The organism is Kribbella jiaozuonensis, assembly GCF_005233875.1.
Taxonomy (GTDB): domain Bacteria; phylum Actinomycetota; class Actinomycetes; order Propionibacteriales; family Kribbellaceae; genus Kribbella; species Kribbella jiaozuonensis.
Genome location: NZ_SZPZ01000001.1, coordinates 313,821 through 330,025, shown reverse-complemented (window position 1 = coordinate 330,025; position 16,205 = coordinate 313,821). Strand labels below are relative to the sequence as shown.

Annotated in this window: 18 protein-coding genes; 8 read left to right on the top strand and 10 right to left on the bottom strand. The window is 68.3% G+C overall.

Features of this window, described 5'->3' with window-relative positions:
* Nucleotides 1-36 precede the first annotated feature (36 nt).
* Entirely contained in the window at nt 37-2,784 is a 2,748-nt protein-coding gene (locus tag FDA38_RS01585; RefSeq protein WP_137252275.1) for an MDR family MFS transporter, read from the bottom strand.
* A gap of 269 nt (nt 2,785-3,053) precedes the next feature.
* Nucleotides 3,054-3,926, bottom strand: coding sequence for a LysR family transcriptional regulator (locus FDA38_RS01580; RefSeq protein ID WP_170989551.1), 873 nt, complete (start codon nt 3,924-3,926; stop codon nt 3,054-3,056).
* Nucleotides 3,927-4,014: 88 nt separating this feature from the next.
* Between FDA38_RS01580 and FDA38_RS01575 the strand changes: the two genes are divergently transcribed.
* Nucleotides 4,015-4,914, top strand: coding sequence for a TIGR03564 family F420-dependent LLM class oxidoreductase (locus tag FDA38_RS01575; RefSeq protein ID WP_137252273.1), 900 nt, complete (start codon nt 4,015-4,017; stop codon nt 4,912-4,914).
* Between the two features lie 39 nt (nt 4,915-4,953).
* On the top strand, nt 4,954-6,015 hold the full coding sequence (locus FDA38_RS01570) for a serine hydrolase domain-containing protein (protein ID WP_170989550.1): 1,062 nt from the start codon (nt 4,954-4,956) through the stop codon (nt 6,013-6,015).
* A gap of 30 nt (nt 6,016-6,045) precedes the next feature.
* On the opposite strand, the gene FDA38_RS42025 is transcribed toward FDA38_RS01570, so the two are convergent.
* Nucleotides 6,046-6,222 carry a hypothetical protein gene (locus FDA38_RS42025; RefSeq protein WP_170989549.1) on the bottom strand — a complete coding sequence of 59 codons (177 nt, stop codon included), beginning with the start codon at nt 6,220-6,222 and terminating at the stop codon, nt 6,046-6,048.
* Between FDA38_RS42025 and FDA38_RS01565 the strand changes: the two genes are divergently transcribed.
* On the top strand, nt 6,204-6,842 hold the full coding sequence (locus FDA38_RS01565; RefSeq protein ID WP_325053026.1) for a DNA polymerase ligase N-terminal domain-containing protein: 639 nt from the start codon (nt 6,204-6,206) through the stop codon (nt 6,840-6,842). The genes FDA38_RS42025 and FDA38_RS01565 overlap by 19 nt on opposite strands.
* Here the strand turns inward: FDA38_RS01565 and FDA38_RS01560 are convergent, their stop codons facing one another.
* A complete protein-coding gene (locus FDA38_RS01560; protein ID WP_233714462.1) occupies nt 6,843-7,490 on the bottom strand; it encodes a nitroreductase family protein in 648 nt (215 codons plus the stop codon). It abuts the gene before it with no gap.
* A gap of 13 nt (nt 7,491-7,503) precedes the next feature.
* A complete protein-coding gene (locus FDA38_RS01555) occupies nt 7,504-8,463 on the bottom strand; it encodes a peptidoglycan-binding domain-containing protein (protein WP_137252270.1) in 960 nt (319 codons plus the stop codon).
* 120 nt (nt 8,464-8,583) lie between these two features.
* Here FDA38_RS01555 and FDA38_RS01550 point away from each other — a divergent pair, with 120 nt between their 5' ends.
* Nucleotides 8,584-9,114: a nitroreductase family protein gene (locus tag FDA38_RS01550; RefSeq protein WP_137252269.1), complete on the top strand. Its 531-nt coding sequence runs from the start codon at nt 8,584-8,586 to the stop codon at nt 9,112-9,114.
* A gap of 2 nt (nt 9,115-9,116) precedes the next feature.
* On the opposite strand, the gene FDA38_RS01545 is transcribed toward FDA38_RS01550, so the two are convergent.
* The 3 genes from FDA38_RS01545 to FDA38_RS01535 form a co-directional block, all read right to left on the bottom strand.
* Nucleotides 9,117-9,734, bottom strand: coding sequence for an L-threonylcarbamoyladenylate synthase (locus tag FDA38_RS01545; RefSeq protein WP_137252268.1), 618 nt, complete (start codon nt 9,732-9,734; stop codon nt 9,117-9,119).
* A gap of 33 nt (nt 9,735-9,767) precedes the next feature.
* Complete coding sequence (locus FDA38_RS01540) at nt 9,768-10,346, bottom strand: class F sortase (protein ID WP_233714461.1); 579 nt, start codon at nt 10,344-10,346, stop codon at nt 9,768-9,770.
* 71 nt (nt 10,347-10,417) lie between these two features.
* Nucleotides 10,418-11,341, bottom strand: a complete 924-nt coding sequence (locus FDA38_RS01535; protein ID WP_233714460.1) for a DUF4397 domain-containing protein — start codon at nt 11,339-11,341, stop codon at nt 10,418-10,420.
* 169 nt (nt 11,342-11,510) lie between these two features.
* Here FDA38_RS01535 and FDA38_RS01530 point away from each other — a divergent pair, with 169 nt between their 5' ends.
* Complete coding sequence (locus FDA38_RS01530) at nt 11,511-12,230, top strand: hypothetical protein (RefSeq protein ID WP_233714459.1); 720 nt, start codon at nt 11,511-11,513, stop codon at nt 12,228-12,230.
* A 4-nt stretch (nt 12,231-12,234) separates the two neighbouring features.
* Complete coding sequence (locus FDA38_RS01525; RefSeq protein ID WP_137252267.1) at nt 12,235-13,728, top strand: MFS transporter; 1,494 nt, start codon at nt 12,235-12,237, stop codon at nt 13,726-13,728.
* Between the two features lie 14 nt (nt 13,729-13,742).
* On the opposite strand, the gene FDA38_RS01520 is transcribed toward FDA38_RS01525, so the two are convergent.
* Nucleotides 13,743-14,498, bottom strand: coding sequence for a DNA alkylation repair protein (locus FDA38_RS01520; RefSeq protein ID WP_137252266.1), 756 nt, complete (start codon nt 14,496-14,498; stop codon nt 13,743-13,745).
* A gap of 193 nt (nt 14,499-14,691) precedes the next feature.
* On the opposite strand from FDA38_RS01520, the gene FDA38_RS01515 reads away from it, so the two are divergent.
* Together FDA38_RS01515 and FDA38_RS01510 are read left to right on the top strand one after the other, a co-directional pair.
* Nucleotides 14,692-15,075: an STAS domain-containing protein gene (locus tag FDA38_RS01515; protein ID WP_137252265.1), complete on the top strand. Its 384-nt coding sequence runs from the start codon at nt 14,692-14,694 to the stop codon at nt 15,073-15,075.
* A gap of 56 nt (nt 15,076-15,131) precedes the next feature.
* Nucleotides 15,132-15,857 carry a polyprenol monophosphomannose synthase gene (locus FDA38_RS01510; RefSeq protein WP_137252264.1) on the top strand — a complete coding sequence of 242 codons (726 nt, stop codon included), beginning with the start codon at nt 15,132-15,134 and terminating at the stop codon, nt 15,855-15,857.
* Here the strand turns inward: FDA38_RS01510 and FDA38_RS01505 are convergent.
* Nucleotides 15,854-16,204 (bottom strand): metallopeptidase family protein, encoded by a 351-nt coding sequence (locus tag FDA38_RS01505; protein ID WP_137252263.1) that lies wholly within the window; start codon nt 16,202-16,204, stop codon nt 15,854-15,856. The two genes, FDA38_RS01510 and FDA38_RS01505, sit on opposite strands and share 4 nt — an antisense overlap.
* Nucleotide 16,205: the final 1 nt, after the last annotated feature.

Sequence of the window (16,205 nt, the reverse complement as noted above, 5' to 3'; positions counted from 1 at the left end):
GACCATCCGGCGCGCGGCCCTCCGGCAAGAGCAGACCTACCCGAACGGCTGCCGCTCCGGGCTGGCGGTGGCGTCGGGGTAGCCGTTGCCAGTGGCGTGAGGGATGTACGGCGACCCGTCCGACGGGAACGGCGGCGGAGCGGTCGCCCGGCTCCCCGCCCCAGGCTGGCCGTTCGTCCCACTCCGCGCCCCGGACTGGCCGCTCGTTCCACTCCCCGCATCGGGATGGGCGTTCGTCTCACTCGCCACCCCGGGGTGGGGATTTGTCCCGCTCGCCACTCCCGCGGACGTGCTTGCCGACCCAGCCGCGGATGCGGGAGCAGGCGCGGGGTGGGCTGCAGGCGCGGGCTGGACTGCCAGCTCGGGCTGGGCTGCCGGCTCGGGGTGATCTGCCGGCTCGCGGTGGGCGGCCGGTGGGTAGGACGTGCTTGGGGTGGGTGGGGGTGGGGTGGTGGAGAGGGTGTCTCGGACGGTGCCTAGGAGGCGTTCTTCGACTGACTGGAGTTCGGCTATGCGGGCTCGGATTTCTTCTTCCTCGGACTTGGCTTCGGCGAGGAGTTGGTCGGCTTCGGCGCGGGCGGTGGCGCGGAGGTGGTCGGCGGTGCGTTGGCTGGCGCTGAGGACGCTCAGTTCGTACCGGCGGAGCTCGTCGACCAGCTCGCCCTGCGGCCGCTGGGAGTCGAGGATTGCGGCGGCTGGTTGTGGGATGGCGGCGTCGGGGAGTGTGTCCTCGAGGTCGGCGATCTGCTGGTCTACGCGGCTGAACAGATCCTTGACGTCAGTACGCATCTGCCGGATCACGGTCGCGGCAGCCTGCACGCGCTCGTTGGCCTCGCGCTCACGCTCGCGAGCCGTGCGCTCGGCCGACGTGATCACGTCGAGCGCCACAACCGCCGCCCGCTCAGCCGGATCATCCTCGGCAACCGCCGACTGCCCCGACGAGCCGGCCCCTGCGAAGCCCGCTGCACCGGGCGCCCCGGCAGCAGCGTCGGCCCCCGCAGTACCCCCCGCGCCCATCGCACCCGCCGCAGCACCCGCAGCACCCGCAGCACCCGCAGCACCCGCAGCACCCGCAGCACCCGCGGAACCCGCCGCGCCGTCCGCGCCCACCGCGCCGTCGGCCCCCGCAGCGCCCTCGGCGCTCATCGCGACGGTCCGGCGGAGCGGGACCTCGCGGATGAACAGGACCGCCAGCAGGCTCACGACGGCAGCGCCGGCGGCGATCACGAAGATCCGTCCGGTTGCGTCGCCGTACGCCTGGCGGACGATCTCCGCGACCGGTGCCGGCAGCGAGTTCACGTCCAGCACACTCCCCGACCCGCCCTGCGCCGCGGCGGCCGCGGCCGGACCGAGTGCCTTGATGTGCTCCGCGATCGAGTCTGTCACCCGCGTCGCCAGCACCGCGCCGAGCACCGACACCCCGACCGCGCCGCCGAGGCTGCGGAAGAACGTGACCGACGCGCTCGCCGCCCCGACCTCGCTGACATCCACGGTGTTCTGTACGGCGAGCACCAGGTTCTGCATCATCATGCCCATGCCGATGCCCATCGAGAGCATCCCGAGCCCGATGTACCAGTACGGCGACGTGTGGTCGATCGTCCCGAGTACGCCGAGCCCCGCGGTCAGGAAGATCCCGCCGAGCACCAGGTACCGCTTCCACTTCCCGAACCGCGTGATCAGCTGCCCGGACCCGACCGACCCGACGAACGACCCGAACATCATCGGGATCGTCAGCAACCCCGCCTCGGTCGCGCTGTACCCGCGCGCCACCTGGAAGTACTGCCCGAGGAACACCGCGCTGCCGAACATCGCGATCCCCACCGAGAGGCTCGCGAGGATCGCCAACGCCGTCGTCCGCTCCCGCACAACGCGAACCGGTACGAGTGGCTCCCGCGCATGCACCTCGACGACGACGGCCAGCAGCGCGAGCACCGCCGTACCACCGAGATATGCGCCGGTCTGCCACGACCACCAGGCGAAATGCGAGCCCGCGAACGACACCCAGATCAGCGGCAGGCTGGCGGCCCCCGCGATCAGCAGCGCGCCGAGGTAGTCCATCTTGACCTTGCGCTTCACCACCGGCAGGTGCAGGAACCGCTGCAGAACGATCAGCGACAGCACGGCGAGCGGCACACACACGTAGAAGCACCACCGCCATCCCAGCCACGAGGTGTCCACGATCACGCCGCCGACGAGCGGCCCGGACACGGTCGCCAGCGCCATCACGGCGCCCATGTACCCGGAGTACCGGCCGCGGTTCCGAGGCGGGATCGCCGCGCCGATGATCGCCTGCGCGAGCGCCATCAGCCCGCCCATCGCGAGCCCCTGCAGCACCCGCGCGCCGATCAGGAACGGCACGTTCTGCGAGGCGCCGGCCAGCACCGAACCGGTGACGAACATGACGATCGCGAGCTGCACGAGCAGCTTCTTGCTCATCAGGTCGGACAGCTTGCCCCACACCGGCGTCGACACGGTCATCGCGAGCAGGCTGGCGGTGACGACCCAGGTGTACTGCGTCTGCGAGCCCTCGAGGTCCGCGATGATCGTCGGCAGCGCGTTGCTGACGATCGTCGAGCTCAGCACCGCGGTGAAGAGCGCCGCGAGCAGCCCGGCGAGGATCTCCAGGATCTCCCGATGCGAGAGCTCCGCGGCAGGAGCCGGTGGAGTAGGCGGCGGTGGTGCGGCCGGTGTGGTGTCCGGCTCGCCCTCGGCGTACCGAGAGCGATAGCGGTTCGGTGTGCCGGTCTGGGGTGTGACCGGCGAGGTCTGAGTGGTGGCAGACATCAGTTTCCGTTCGTACGGCGGGATCGCGACGACCGGGGCAGTGCCATGCACTGTCCCGGGGCGGAAACGGCTGAATCTGTCCTCACACAGCCCGATATTTTGGTTGCAACTACCAACAATATCCCCGCAGCGTCAGCAACCGCTCACCGGGAGCCAGCAACCGTTCACCGAAAGCTCGTGCCTATTTATGAGACGAGCCCTCCTCGGAACTCGCTTTCCGACGTACGATCCCGTGCTTGTTGAGTAATCAACACCCCTCGGCGGAGCTGTCAGGGCCCGCCGGGGGGCTCATCGCCGAACGCGTCGAGCAGGACGCGAGCACACTCCGACTGCCCCGGGCCCATCACCAAGTTGCCCGGTGCCGTCTCGGGCGGATTGAGCAGGCCCATCCACAGCGCACCCTCGGCGGCCTCGCACGCCGTCCCATAAACCACGGTCCACGCCGGCGAACCCGTCGACATCTCGACGACCGCCGACTCGAAGTCCTCGATCGGCCGACCGATCAACGGCTCGAAGCCAGCGCCGCGGCACGCCGCCACCAGGTGGTCGCGCAGCCAGGTGTCGTCGGCAGGCAGCCGCAGCGGGAGTCCCGCGAGGTCGATCAGCTTGACGCCGTCATCCGACCGGAAGGCCGTCGGAACCAGAACAGACAGCGGATCCCGCCAGAGCTCGATGACCTGCAGATCCGCGGCCGCCACCTCACCGCGAACGAATGCGATATCCAGCTCTCCCGAACGCAGAGCAGTCAGATACCCAGCCGTCGACCCGGCGCTGAGTTGGATCTCGAGATCCGGCGTCTGGGTTCGAAGCGCTGTCAGACCGCGCTCCAACCGATCCCGCAACCCAGCCGCCGTGCCGATCCGCAGTACGCCGGAACGCCCCGACGCGAGCTCCGCCGCGACCTCAGCGGCTCGATCCGCGGCAGACAACACCGCGCGAGCCTCGCGCAGCATCCGCTCGCCGTCGCCGGTCAGCCGTACGTGCCGGGACGATCGGTCAAGGAGTTGCAGACCGAGCTCGCGTTCGAGCCGGGCGACCTGTTGGCTGACCGCGGGCTGGACGATGTTGAGCCGATCGGCGGCCCGGCCGAAGTGCAGCTCCTCGGCGACGGTGACGAAGTACCGCAGTTGCCGTAGCTCCATCGGGCACCCCCGGCGATCACGATTCCTTATCGCTGTACAGCGTAACTGCGTCTGGGTCGGCAGCCGCTGCGCCCGTTGACTGGAGGACATGAGGATCGGACTGTGGATCGACGAAGAAGGCAAGACCATCGACGAGATCGGCGCCGCCGCGAAGGCCGCCGAGGACAACGGCATCGACCGGGTCTGGTTCAGCCAGCGACTCGGCTGGGACGCGCTGACACTGATCGCCGGCGTCGCGCCGTACACCTCGACCATCGGGTACGCCGTCGGCGTCGTGCCGGTGTATCCGCGCCACCCGCTCGCCCTTGCGGCGCAGGCGCTCAGCGTGCAGGCGCTGACCGGCAACCGGCTGACGCTCGGCGTCGGCGCGAGCCACCCGCACATGGTCGAAGGCATGCTCGGCATCCCGATGGAACGCCCCGCGGCCTACGTGCGCGAGTACGTCGAGGCGCTCGGCCCGCTGCTCGCCGGTGAGCCGACCGACTACGTGGGTGAACGGCTGACCGCCCGCGGCCAGCTCGAGATCGCCGGAGCCGAGGCGCCCGAACTCATCCTGGCCGCGCTCGGCCCGCGCATGCTCAAGACCGCCGGCGAACTCACGGCCGGTACGACGACCAGCTGGGCCGGCCCCGAGGTCATCGGGAGCTTCATCCGCCCGACCATCGACGCCGCGGCAACCGCAGCAGGCCGACCGCAACCCCAGGTCATCGCAGGCGTCTGCGTCGCGGTCACCGACGATCCGGATACGACCCGGAACTGGATCGGGTCCCACTACGGCGCGGCCGGCGACATGCCGTCGTACCGCGCGGTGCTGGATCGCGGCGGCAAGGCGGGACCGGAGGAGACCGCGGTCCTGGGCGACGAGGAGACGGTGGCGAAGGAGCTCCAGCGGTACGCAGACGCCGGTACGACGGAGTTCCTGGTCTGCCCGGTCGGGACGGACGCGGAGGTGGAGCGCACGATCAGGTTCGCCCTGGAGTATGCATAGATGGTGTCAAAAGACCCCGCTCCGCTCCGACGTACCCGTATGGACCTCCAGGAGATAGTGCAGAAGCGCGTCGACGAGATGGTCGAGGCGGAGCTCGGGCTGCAGGTCGCGGTCTACCAGCACGGTGAGCTGGTCGTGGACGCGGTCGCGGGCGACGGCGTGACGTCGGAGAGCTTGTACTACGCGGCCTCGACCGGGAAGGGCGCGTCCGCGACCGTCGCGAACGTGCTGGTGGATCGCGGGATTCTCGACTACGACCAGCCGATTGTGGACATCTGGCCCGAGTTCGGCGCGCACGGGAAGGACAAGGCGACGCTGCGGCACGTGCTGACGCACTCCGTCGGCCTGCCCGCGCTGCCGCCGGACGCGACCCACGAGTCGTTCCCCACGCTTCCCGCTTACCTCGCCGCCGCGGAGCCCTGGTGGGAGCCGGGCACGAAGATGACGTACCACGCGGAGACGTTCGGCCTGCTGGTCGGCGAGATCGTCCGGCGCGCGACCGGCCGATCGATCTCCGACGTACTGCGGGAGCTCATCGCGCCGCTCGGTATCGAGAACGACGTGTTCTTCGCGCTGCCGTCCGACCAGCGAGATCGGCTGATTCCACTGGTTGAACCCGAGGGCGCCGAGGAGACGTTCACGATGCTGGCCGGGATGTTCAGCAAGGTCATGCCGCCGGCGATGCAGCCGCGCGCCGCCGGGCTCAACCGGCCCGAGCAGTTGGCGATCGAGGATCCGTCGAGCGCGATCCTGAATGCCCGCGGTATCGCCAAGTTGTACGCCGGGCTGATCGGCGAGGTCGACGGCGTACGGCTGGTCCGGCCGGACGCGGTGCCGGTGATCACCGGGCCGGCGTTGGTCGCGCAGGACGAGTTGCTCGGCAACGAGGCGACCATGGCGCTCGGCTACGCGATCGGCCGGCTGGGATCGACGGCGGAGGAGAGCCCGGCGACGTTCGGGTGGCCGGGCATGGGCGGCAGTATCGCCTGGGCGGACACGCGCTCAGGCGTTGCGTTCGCGCTGACCAGGACGTTGTTCGACCCGAGCGGATCGGCATCCGCGGTCGAGATCGGCAACCTGGTTGCGAAAACTCTTTGCTGAAAACCCTTTACGGTAAGGGCTTTCAGCTTTTCAGGATTCGCGGACCGAGCGCTGGTCGACCCAGACGAGATGGCCGTGGTGGCTGACGAGAACCTCGTCGGCCCCGGCCGTCCCGCTCCGTCGACCCAGCTCCTGGCCTGCGATCCAGCGCCCTGCGATCAGGACCTGGACAGCGACCGGCCGCGCCGGTGAGGGGGCTACGGGCATGGCACCTGCTTCGTGACAGGGGCGGATGTGATGGGAAGGTTGTGGGGGCTGGTTTCCCAACCAGACGCAAGCCTACAACCGCTTCACCACGGACCGTTAGCTGTAACTCGAATTCCCTCAGGAGCCTGATGTCGAAGCCGATTTTCGTCGTTCAGCTGCATGATGCGCGGCGGCTGCACTACGACGTACGGCTCGAGGTCGACGGGGTGCTGAAGTCCTGGGCAGTGCCGCGCGGGCCGTCGCTGGACCCGATCGTGAAGCGGCTCGCGGTGTTCACCACGGACCACGATCTCGAGTACGCGTCGTACGAGGGAGTGCACCGGGATGCGCAGTACGGCAGCGGCGCCGTGATCGTCTGGGATGCCGGCGTCTACACGAATCTGACCCGCGACGACCGGCACAAGCTCGTCGATCCCGCGGAGGCGATCGAGCGCGGGCACTTGAAGGTGCAACTGCACGGCGTGAAACTCAACGGCGCCTGGGCCTTCACCCGCACCGGCGCGGATTGGCTGCTGGTCAAGGTGAAGGACGCGGACGCCGATCCGGGGCTGGACCTGACGGTGACCGAGCCCCGTTCGGTGCTGAGCGGGCTGACCATCGAGGAGATGGCCGCCTCGTGATCACCAGCTGTCGACGTGGAGAACTTCGTCGAGCGGCTGCCGCGCGGCCGGCTTGAAATCGGTCCCGATCGTGTACGCCGTCGGGATCAGCACCGTCTGACGGATGTCCTCCGGCAGGCGGAGCAGCTCCGAAACCTCCTGCTCATAGGTGAGATGCAGCGTCGTCCACGCCGTACCGAGAGCACGGGCCCGGGCGGCGAGCATGAAGCTCCAAGCGGACGGCAGGATCGAACCCCACAGGCCGGCCTGGTTCCCTGCGGGCAGCGAGTGGACCTTGAGGCACGGGATCACCAGCACAGGGACTTGGCCCATCCGCTCGCCCAGGTAGGCCACGCTGTCGCCGACCCGGCGCTGGACCGGACCGCGCTCGGGGTCGTCGGCGTGCAGCTTCCCGGCCGCGCCCGGGCCGGCCAGGTACTGCTCGACCGACCGGCGGTAGTACTCGCCGATGGCCGCACGCTTCTCGGCGTCGGTGATCACCAGCCAGTGCCACGTCTGCCGATTGCTCCCCGACGGCGCCTGCAGGGCGATCTCGATGCACTCCCGGATCAGCTCCATCGGCACCGGGCGCTCGAGGTCGAGGCGCTTGCGGACCGTCCGGGTCGTCGTCAGCAGTTCGTCGGGGTTCAGGTCGAGGGTGTAGGTCACGTGGGACAGTGTGTCAGCAGACATACGTGCTGTTCGGGTGCACCTTCTCGCAGTACCGGACGTGCAGGTGGTTGTCGTGGGCGGGCCAGTTCATCGTCAGGCCCTCGTTGATCAGCGTCGGGTCGTTGAACCAGATGTACTTCACGTGCCCGGGCGCCGCGGCGCGGACAGCCTGGATCAGCTGGCGGGTAGCGGCACGGTCGTACGTCGCACTCTCCCAGGTGATCCGGCCCGCGGTGCATTGCGCGTTGTCGGTGCGGATCGGCCAGATGTCGATGTCCATGCCGTTGTCGTGGCTCGCGTGGCCGGGGATGTCACCACCGTGCTCGAACCCGGCATCGCCGTACGGGACCTGGCCCTGGTTGGTGCCGGCGAACGAACGGGCTGCGGCCTCGATCTGGGCGATCGGGGCGGCTGCCGCCCAGTTGGCCGCCGTACCGTTGCCGTCCGGGTCCTGATCGCAGAAGTTGTTGCTGAAGTCGGGGTAGTCGTAGTGCCAGGCGAGGTTGCGCCAGGTGACCGGGCCGACGATGCCGTCCGCGCCGATGCCGGCATGCGACTGGAACGAGACGACCGCGTCGTGGACCGCCGTACTGAAGACACCGTCGACCGGGAGGCTCAGCCGGCGCTTGGAGTTCAGCTCGACCTGGAGCGCCTTGACCGCAGCGTTGTTGTCACCGGACCGGATCGTCGGCGCCAACGCTCCCCAGGTCTGCGGCCCGACGATCCCGTCGACACCGAGCCCCTTCGCGGTCTGAAACGCCTTCGCCGCGGTGACAGTGGTCGCACCGAACACCCCGTCCGCGTCGACGGCCTGTCCGGCGTACTGCAACAGAAACTGGATCGCCTGTACGTCGGCACCGCGGTTACCACTGCTCTGGGTCGGAAAGAAAGCGTTCGCGTAAGCCTGCGCGGAGGCCGGCACTAAGGCAGTGATGAGCAGAACGATCAGGGCAAGCAGAGCACGTCGCATGAGTCCCTCCGGGGCGGGTGAGGTAACTGACTAACGCTCACCCGCCACCATCGGTCATTTGTTACCACGGAGCAAGAGGGTGTGAGATAGTCCTGAAGCAGACTATCTGCTAACGGAAGGATTGACGATGGCTCTCAACTCGTCCGGCAGCGCTGGCATTTTCTCGTCGTCACCGAGGACGCGCAGCGCCGGGCCGTCGCGGACATCTTCCGGCGGGCGTTGTCGCAGGCGGCGGGGCAGCCGTTGACGGAGGACGACGTACGGCGGATGAACCATCACGCGCGCTCGACCGAGCGGGTGTTCGACAGCCTGCGCTACCTGGCGGACAACATCCACCGGGTCCCCGCGTTCCTGATCCCGGCCGTCGAAGGCCGGACCGATCGGGCGTCTGCGGCGGAGCAGTCCGGGACGTGGGGCTCGATCCTGCCGGCGGTCTGGAGTTTCATGCTCGCCGCCCGCGAGCGCGGCCTCGGCACGGTGTGGACCACCGCGCAAGGCCCGCTCGAGCGGGAACTCGCGAAAGTACTCCGGGTTCCGTACGACGACGTGATGCTGGCCGCGTTCATCCCGCTGGCGTTCACGATCGGGACCGACTTCCGTCCGGCGAAACGGGTTCCACGCGACCAGGTCCTGCACTGGGACCGCTGGTAGGCCTATTCGAACGGAGTCGGGTCTCCGGCGCCTACTCGGACGAGCTCGGGGACGTCTTCGGAGAAGTCGACGACTGTGGTTGGCTCGGTGCCGGCCTCGCCCTCGATGACGGCGTCGATCTGGTTGTCGAGTTCTTCCTTGATCTCCCAGCCCTGCGTCATCGGATCCTCGTGGCCGGGGAGCAGCAGAGTGCTGGAGACCAGCGGTTCGCCGAGCTCCGAGACCAGGGCCTGCGTGACCACGTGATCCGGGATGCGTACGCCGACGGTCTTCTTCTTCGGGTGCAGCAGCCGGCGCGGGACCTCTTTGGTGGCCGGGAGGATGAACGTGTAGCTGCCCGGCGTGGCCGCCTTGATCGACCGGAAGACGGCGTTGCTGATGTGCACGAACTGCCCGAGCTGCGCGAAGTTCTCGCAGACCAGCGTGAAGTGATGCCGGTCGTCCAACTGCCGGATGGTCCGGATCCGGTCGATCCCGTCCCGGTTCCCCAGCTGGCAGCCGAGCGCGTAGCAGGAGTCGGTCGGGTACGCGATCAGCCCGTCCTCGCGGAGCAGGTCCACCACCTGACCGATCGACCGCCGCTGAGGGTTCTCGGGATGGATGTCGAAATACCTGGCCATGACCGGGGAGCCTACCGCTGCAGAACTTTCGGTCTATTTGGCCAGGCCGATCGGGGTCGCGGTCACCACCAGGTTGTCCTCGTAGCCGCCACGATCGGCATGGTACGGACCCGTGCAGGTGATGAGGATCAGCCGATGATCGACGGTCTGGTCGAACGCGCCACTCTTGGTCGCGAGCGCATCCTTCCGCACCGATTCGATGGACACGACCCGGTACGACGCCGTGTGGCCCGAGCCGTTCAGTACGACGATCTCGCCCGCCCGCACATTGAGCAGACGCGCGAAGAACCCGATCCCCTCGTTCTTCGAGTCGACGTGACCGGCGAGCACGACCGAACCGAACGGATCACCGGCCTGGGCGCCACCGTCCCACCAGCCGACCCATTGCGGCTTGGCCGGCACCTGGAGCTGCCCGCTGACGGTAGTTGCCGGAAGCACCGGTGCGTCCTTGCCGCCCGGCAGCACGACCTGTTGCGGTACGAACCGGATGCGCTGACTCGGCGCAGGTGTACCGACCCGTCCCGGCGGCGCGGACATCGGCTCGGTCGGAGACGGTACGGCAGACGGTGTGCCCTCGAACGTGAAGCCGAACGTAGGCGTCGGTGTCGGCACCGCGCCGTCCGCCCCGGCGGCACAACCCGCCAGGGCGAAACAGCACAGCGCCGTACCGACCAGTGCCCGCTTCAGCGGCGGACTACTTTCCGGGCAGTGACGACCGCGACTCCCAGTGCAGCAAGGAACACCACGACCCACAGTCCGGACTGTCCGGCGGGGCTCTGCGCCTGGTCGAGCCCTGCCGCCTGTCCGCCTGTTCCGGTGTTCACCACACCCGGCTTCGCCGACCCGGTGGCCGGTAGCTTGATCGTGCCCAGGGCAACGGTCATCGTCTTCTGGGTGGGTGCACCGATCGCGAACACCCGGGTCAGGTAACCGGCCTTCACCGGCAGATCCAACGGACCGAGAACAACTGGTGACGTTGCGCCAGTAGGAACGATGTCCACCTTGTACGTAGCCGCCGGAACGACCACGTCGAGTGATTCTCCGTTCGCTACGTTACGGAATAGCACCTTTCCGTTAACCCGAATGTCAGCCGGACCGACAGCCGCGTCGTGCGCGACCCGCAACCCGGCCTTGTCCGTCGGCACCGCGGTCAGCTTGTTCGGGTACGTCGTGATCAGCGGCTGCCCCGTCGGCGACACCGGCTGGTGGATGACGACATCCAGACTGGCCCCGGAACCGGCCGAGACCTCACGCTGGATGACCAGCTTTCCGTTCTGTTTCGCTGTGATCATCCGCTTGCCGGACGCAACCCCGAAAGGCCCCACCAGCTTCCCGCCGGCCACCCCCGCGGCAACCTGATGACCGTCGACGCTGATGTCGAGACTGCGTCCGGGAAGCCCCTGGACGAAGTACAGGTTGGCCCCCGCAGCGGCCTGCGCCGGTACCGCCAGGACTGCCGGCGCCGCCGCCACCATCACGGCGAGCAGCAGCGACAACACCCTGCGAATTACCGGACCACGAATTCTCGAAATACTCAGGGATACCGCCCGGAATTGCCCGGACACGCTCCGTTCCTGCATTTTCCTTCCCCCTCCGGTGTTCGCCAAAAAATAGCGTAAGCATTTCCCTACCCCACGAATTCGGGCGTATCGTATGCCCCAGTCGACCGGACCGGAAGGGGAAACGGTCAGGTCCGTTTTTGGGGGGCGGTGACTCGTGGCAGGACCCGGCTCACCGCACCGGCGTCGCGGGCTCCTCCCCGAGCGGACATCGGGGGTGGGGGAGCCCGGACGCAGAGCTGGATCGCTGATCCTGGCGGCGGTCGCGCTGGTGCTGGGGTACAGCGCGACCGTCTCCTGTTCCAGCATCGACGCACTCCCGGTCGCGCCGAGCCCGGGGCTGAACAGTTCGCGGCCGTCGGGCAGCGCTGCAACGCCCAGGCCCACCACGCCCGGTCCGGGCGAGACCGTGCCCGGCATCCAGTTGATCGCCGTACCGCATCGGGACGGGTCGTTCGACATGACCGAGAACGTGATGTTGCCTGCGGCCACCGACATCCTGCCGCTGCAGTTGCCGTCGTCCGGCGACCACCTGCCCGGAATGATGGCCCGGACAACGCCCCGGGTCACCAACCTGAAGGTGGTCGCCGACGACCAGTCGGTGCCGATCGAGAACACCACGGTCACCGCCCCGGGCGACCTGCCGTTGACCGTCTCCGCCACCCGGATCCGGCTGACCTACACACTGTCCGGATCGGCGGTCATCGCCTCTCCGTCGACGTCGACGCGGGCCAGTGCGGCCATCAAACCGCTCACCTCGGCGGCCGGCGGAGCGCTGCCGACCGACGTCACCGTGACCACCGGTCTGCTCAACGCGATCTGCCCGCTGCTGACCGAGACCCGCTGCGCGGTCGGCGATCCGCCGATCCTCGGGATCCAGTCCGGCATCCCGGCGAGCAAGGCCCTCGTCGTCCTGCAATTGGATCTGCCACGCTGACCTTATGACGGATGAGCGGATCGCCTTGGGCACGGCCCGGGGCCGGTGGGTACTGGCGGCGACGGCGCTCGGGTCGGGGATGGCGTTCCTGGACGGAACGGTCGTCAACGTCGCACTGCCGGCGATGGGCGAGGACCTGAACGCGGACGTCGCCGGCCTGCAATGGATCGTGAACGGCTACATGCTGATGCTCGCCTCGCTGGTTCTGCTCAGCGGTTCGATCGGCGACCGGCTCGGGCGACGGCGGACGTTCGTCGTCGGGGTGATCTGGTTCGCCATCGCCTCGGTGGTCTGCGCGATCGCGCCGACACTCGAGGTGATGATCGCGGGCCGCGTACTGCAGGGCATCGGTGGCGCCCTGCTGACCCCGGGCAGCCTGGCCATCCTGCAGACCTCGTTCCAGCACTCCGACCGCGGCAAGGCGGTCGGCACCTGGTCCGGCCTCACGTCGGTCGCGGCAGCCGTCGGCCCGTTCGTCGGCGGCACCCTGGTCGACAGTGGTTACTGGCAGCTGATCTTCCTGCTCAACGTTCCGATCGCGCTGGTCACCGTCCTGGTCACGCTGCGGCATGTGCCCGAGAGCCGCGACGAGAGCGCCGGCGGCAGGCTCGACATCAACGGCGCGATCCTGGCCACCGTCGGCCTGGCCGGTCTCACGTACGGCCTGATCAGTGCCGGGGACCACGGCTTCGGCGATCCGCTGGTTCTGACCAGCCTGGCGATCGGCGTACTGGCCTTCGCCGGGTTCATCGAGGTCGAGCGCCGCACCTCGCACCCGATGCTGCCGCTGAACATCTTCGCCAACCGACGCTTCACCGGCGCGAACCTCGTCACCGTCGTCGTGTACGGCGGTCTCGGAACCGCGACCTTCCTGCTCGTGGTGTACCTGCAGACCGCACTCGGCTACTCCGCCTTGTGGGCCGGTGCGTCGTTGCTGCCGATGACACTGCTGATGTTCTTCCTGTCCGGGTACGCCGGCGGTCTGTCGGACCGGATCGGCGCCCGCATCCCGATGACGGTCGGACCGGTACTGATGGCCGCCGGGTTCCTGCTGATGCTGCGGATCAACTCCGAGTCCAGCTACGTCAGCGCCGTACTGCCGGCCGTCGTGGTGCTCGGGCTCGGCCTGGTCGCGACCGTCGCTCCGCTGACCGCGACCGTGATGTCGTCGGTCGCGGACCACCACGCGGGTATCGCCTCCGGCGTGAACAACGCGGTCGCCCGATCCGCGCAGCTGATGGCGGTCGCCGCGATCCCGGTGGCGGCCGGCATCACCGGCAACGCCTACCGCGATCCCGTTGCCTTCCACAACGGATTCGGCAAGGCCCTGTGGATCTCCGCCGTCCTCGCCGCGGCGGGTGGCGTGATCGCCTGGGTCACACTGGGCGATCGCCGCGACAAGGCTCGCGAGGTGCAGCCCGCGGAGATCCACCACCGGCACTGCGCGCTCGAGGCGCCACCGCTCGCCGACGCGCACACCACTCGGCCGACCGGCTGATTTGTCGACTTTGTCTAGCGCAGGCCGAGGTAGTGCTTGCGGCTGACCTGGTCGAGGCGTTCGATCGCGTAGCGGAGCATCGTGCGCGGCATCCGGGTCGCGTACTCGTCGAGGAAGTCGCGGAGCTCGGCCTCGGAGACGCGTTTGCCGGCCTCGCGCAACATCCAGCCGGACGCCTTGTGGATCAGGTCTTCCTTGTCGTCGAGCACCTCGGCCGCCAGCCGGAAGGTGTCGTCGGTCTGACCCTGACCGATGAGGAACTGCGTGGCGACCAGCGCGATCCGGCGCTCCCACAGGCTGCTCGAACGGATGAGCGTGTAGAGCTCGTCCCGGGGCTTGTCGAACAGGTACCCGCCGACGACCTGCGGAGCACTGCAGTCGACGAGATCCCAGTTGTTGATGTACGCCGTACTCCGCAGGTACAGGTCGTGGATCGCGGTCAGCTCAGCCGGGTTCGCCGTACGCGGCTTGAGGGCGCGTGCGGCACGATCGGCGAGCAGGCAAAGGATTGCCAGGCGGTGCTCGTGAATCGGACTGGTCAGGGCGTGCTCGAGCTCGGGCAGCGGCAGGCCGACCTGCAGGTACGGCTTGAGGATGCCGCGGATCGTCGACAGCTTGACGCCGACCATCTGGTCTCCATGGCCGTATCCGCCGGGCTGGAGCTGGAAGTAGCGCGCGAGCACCTCCGCCACGGCCGGATCGGCGGCGGCGTCGACTGCCTCGAGCAGATCCTGGGTGATCAGAGCCGCCTTGCCGTCGAGAACGCCCATGTCGTCCTGTGTATCACCGTGCTGGGTCCTTCGTTTGCTTGACATTGGAGCGTTTGCAGGTCCGAGGTCACGCTCCGGGGTCATCCGTGGCAGACCCGTTGTTATGCCTGCGCGTTCAGGCATACGGTGAGAGCAGGGCAGTTCCACTCCGCCAGGACCTTGCGTTCGTGGCGCTACCCGGGGAGATATCGGCGTGACCAGCCACCCAGAGCCGCGTGACGGCGAGATGATCCGAACCACCTTCGACGCGGTGACCGAGGAGCTGACACCTGGCGTCCTGCTGGTCAGACTGTCGGGTGAGATCGACATCGCCAGCACCGACTTCGCCGCCGAGGCGATCCGCGCCGCCGTCGCGCCACCGGCCCGGCTGGTGCTGATCGAGCTCTCGGCCGTGACGTTCTGCAGTTCGGCCGGCCTCGGCAACCTGGTCGAGGCGCGCAACCTGGCCGGTGAGCAGAACATCACGCTGGCCCTGGTCGGCGTCGGCCGGCCGGTCGACCGCCCTCTCAGCGTCACCGGTCTCGGCGGCCAGTTCCGCATCTACAGCACGGTCGCGGAGGCACTCGCCGAGCTCTGAGGTCAGCTGTGGTCGGCGGATACGGTAGCTTTCGGTGTCTCCGACAAAGGAAAGTCATGGGTGAGCTAGCCAAGATCGTGGTCGTGGTGCCGACCTACAACGAGCGGGAGAACCTGCCCGTGCTGGCCGGACTCCTGTCCGACCTGAACCTGCCCGGCCTCGAGCTTCTCGTTGTCGACGACAACTCCCCCGACGGTACGGGCGACGTCGCCGACGAACTGGCGAAGGAGTCGCCGGAGAAGGTCGGCGTACTGCACCGGACCGTCAAGGACGGCCTGGGCCGCGCGTACGTCGCCGGGATCACCCGTGCGCTCGACGAGGGTGCCGACATCGTCATCCAGATGGACGCGGACCTGTCCCACCCGGCGTCGGTGATCCCGACCATGGTCGAGATGCTGCGTACGACGGACGCCGCCGTGGTGATCGGCTCGCGGTACGTCCCGGGCGGTTCCGCGGCCGCCGAATGGGGCTGGCACCGACGGGCCTTGTCCGCCTGGGCGAACTTCTACGTGAACGCGATCCTGCGGCTGCACGTGAAGGACGCCACGGCCGGCTTCAAGGCGTGGAAGGCGGACACCCTGCGCTGGATCGACGTCGCGTCGATCGCGAGCAACGGGTACTCGTTCCAGGTCGAGATGAACTACCGGACGGTCAAGCGCGGCCTGAAGATCGCCGAGACGCCGATCCGCTTCGAGGAGCGCACCGAGGGCGTCTCGAAGATGTCGTTGAAGGTGCAGCTCGAGTCGGCGCTGATGCCGTGGAAGCTGCTGTTCAACCGCTAGCCGTAGCCCAGCTCGTGGAGTCGGGCGTCGTCGATGCCGAAGTGGTGCGCGATCTCGTGCACCACTGTGATGTTCACCTCGTCGAGGACGTCGCCGTACGTGTCGCAGATCGCCAGCGTCGGGTTCCGGTAGATCGTGATCCGGTCCGGCAGGACGCCGCCGTACTCGTGCCCGCGCTCGGTCAGCGGGATGCCTTCGTAGATCCCGAGCAGCTCGGGATCGCCGGGCGGCGGATCATCCTCGACGAACACCGCCACGTTCTCGATCAGCAGCGCGAGCTCTTCGGGTATCTCGTCGAGCGCGTCGGAGACCAGCGCCTCGAAGTTGGCCCGGCTTATCTCGATCACG

Excerpts from the sequence above, each read along its gene's own strand:
- FDA38_RS01585 (WP_137252275.1), bottom strand. The coding sequence starts at position 2,784 with ATGTCTGCCACCACTCAGACCTCGCCGGTCACACCCCAGACCGGCACA.
- FDA38_RS01580 (WP_170989551.1), bottom strand. The coding sequence starts at position 3,926 with ATGGAGCTACGGCAACTGCGGTACTTCGTCACCGTCGCCGAGGAGCTG.
- FDA38_RS01575 (WP_137252273.1), top strand. The coding sequence starts at position 4,015 with ATGAGGATCGGACTGTGGATCGACGAAGAAGGCAAGACCATCGACGAG.
- FDA38_RS01570 (WP_170989550.1), top strand. The coding sequence starts at position 4,954 with ATGGACCTCCAGGAGATAGTGCAGAAGCGCGTCGACGAGATGGTCGAG.
- FDA38_RS42025 (WP_170989549.1), bottom strand. The coding sequence starts at position 6,222 with ATGCCCGTAGCCCCCTCACCGGCGCGGCCGGTCGCTGTCCAGGTCCTG.
- FDA38_RS01555 (WP_137252270.1), bottom strand. The coding sequence starts at position 8,463 with ATGCGACGTGCTCTGCTTGCCCTGATCGTTCTGCTCATCACTGCCTTA.
- FDA38_RS01545 (WP_137252268.1), bottom strand. The coding sequence starts at position 9,734 with ATGGCCAGGTATTTCGACATCCATCCCGAGAACCCTCAGCGGCGGTCG.
- FDA38_RS01525 (WP_137252267.1), top strand. The coding sequence starts at position 12,235 with ATGACGGATGAGCGGATCGCCTTGGGCACGGCCCGGGGCCGGTGGGTA.
- FDA38_RS01520 (WP_137252266.1), bottom strand. The coding sequence starts at position 14,498 with ATGGGCGTTCTCGACGGCAAGGCGGCTCTGATCACCCAGGATCTGCTC.
- FDA38_RS01510 (WP_137252264.1), top strand. The coding sequence starts at position 15,132 with ATGGGTGAGCTAGCCAAGATCGTGGTCGTGGTGCCGACCTACAACGAG.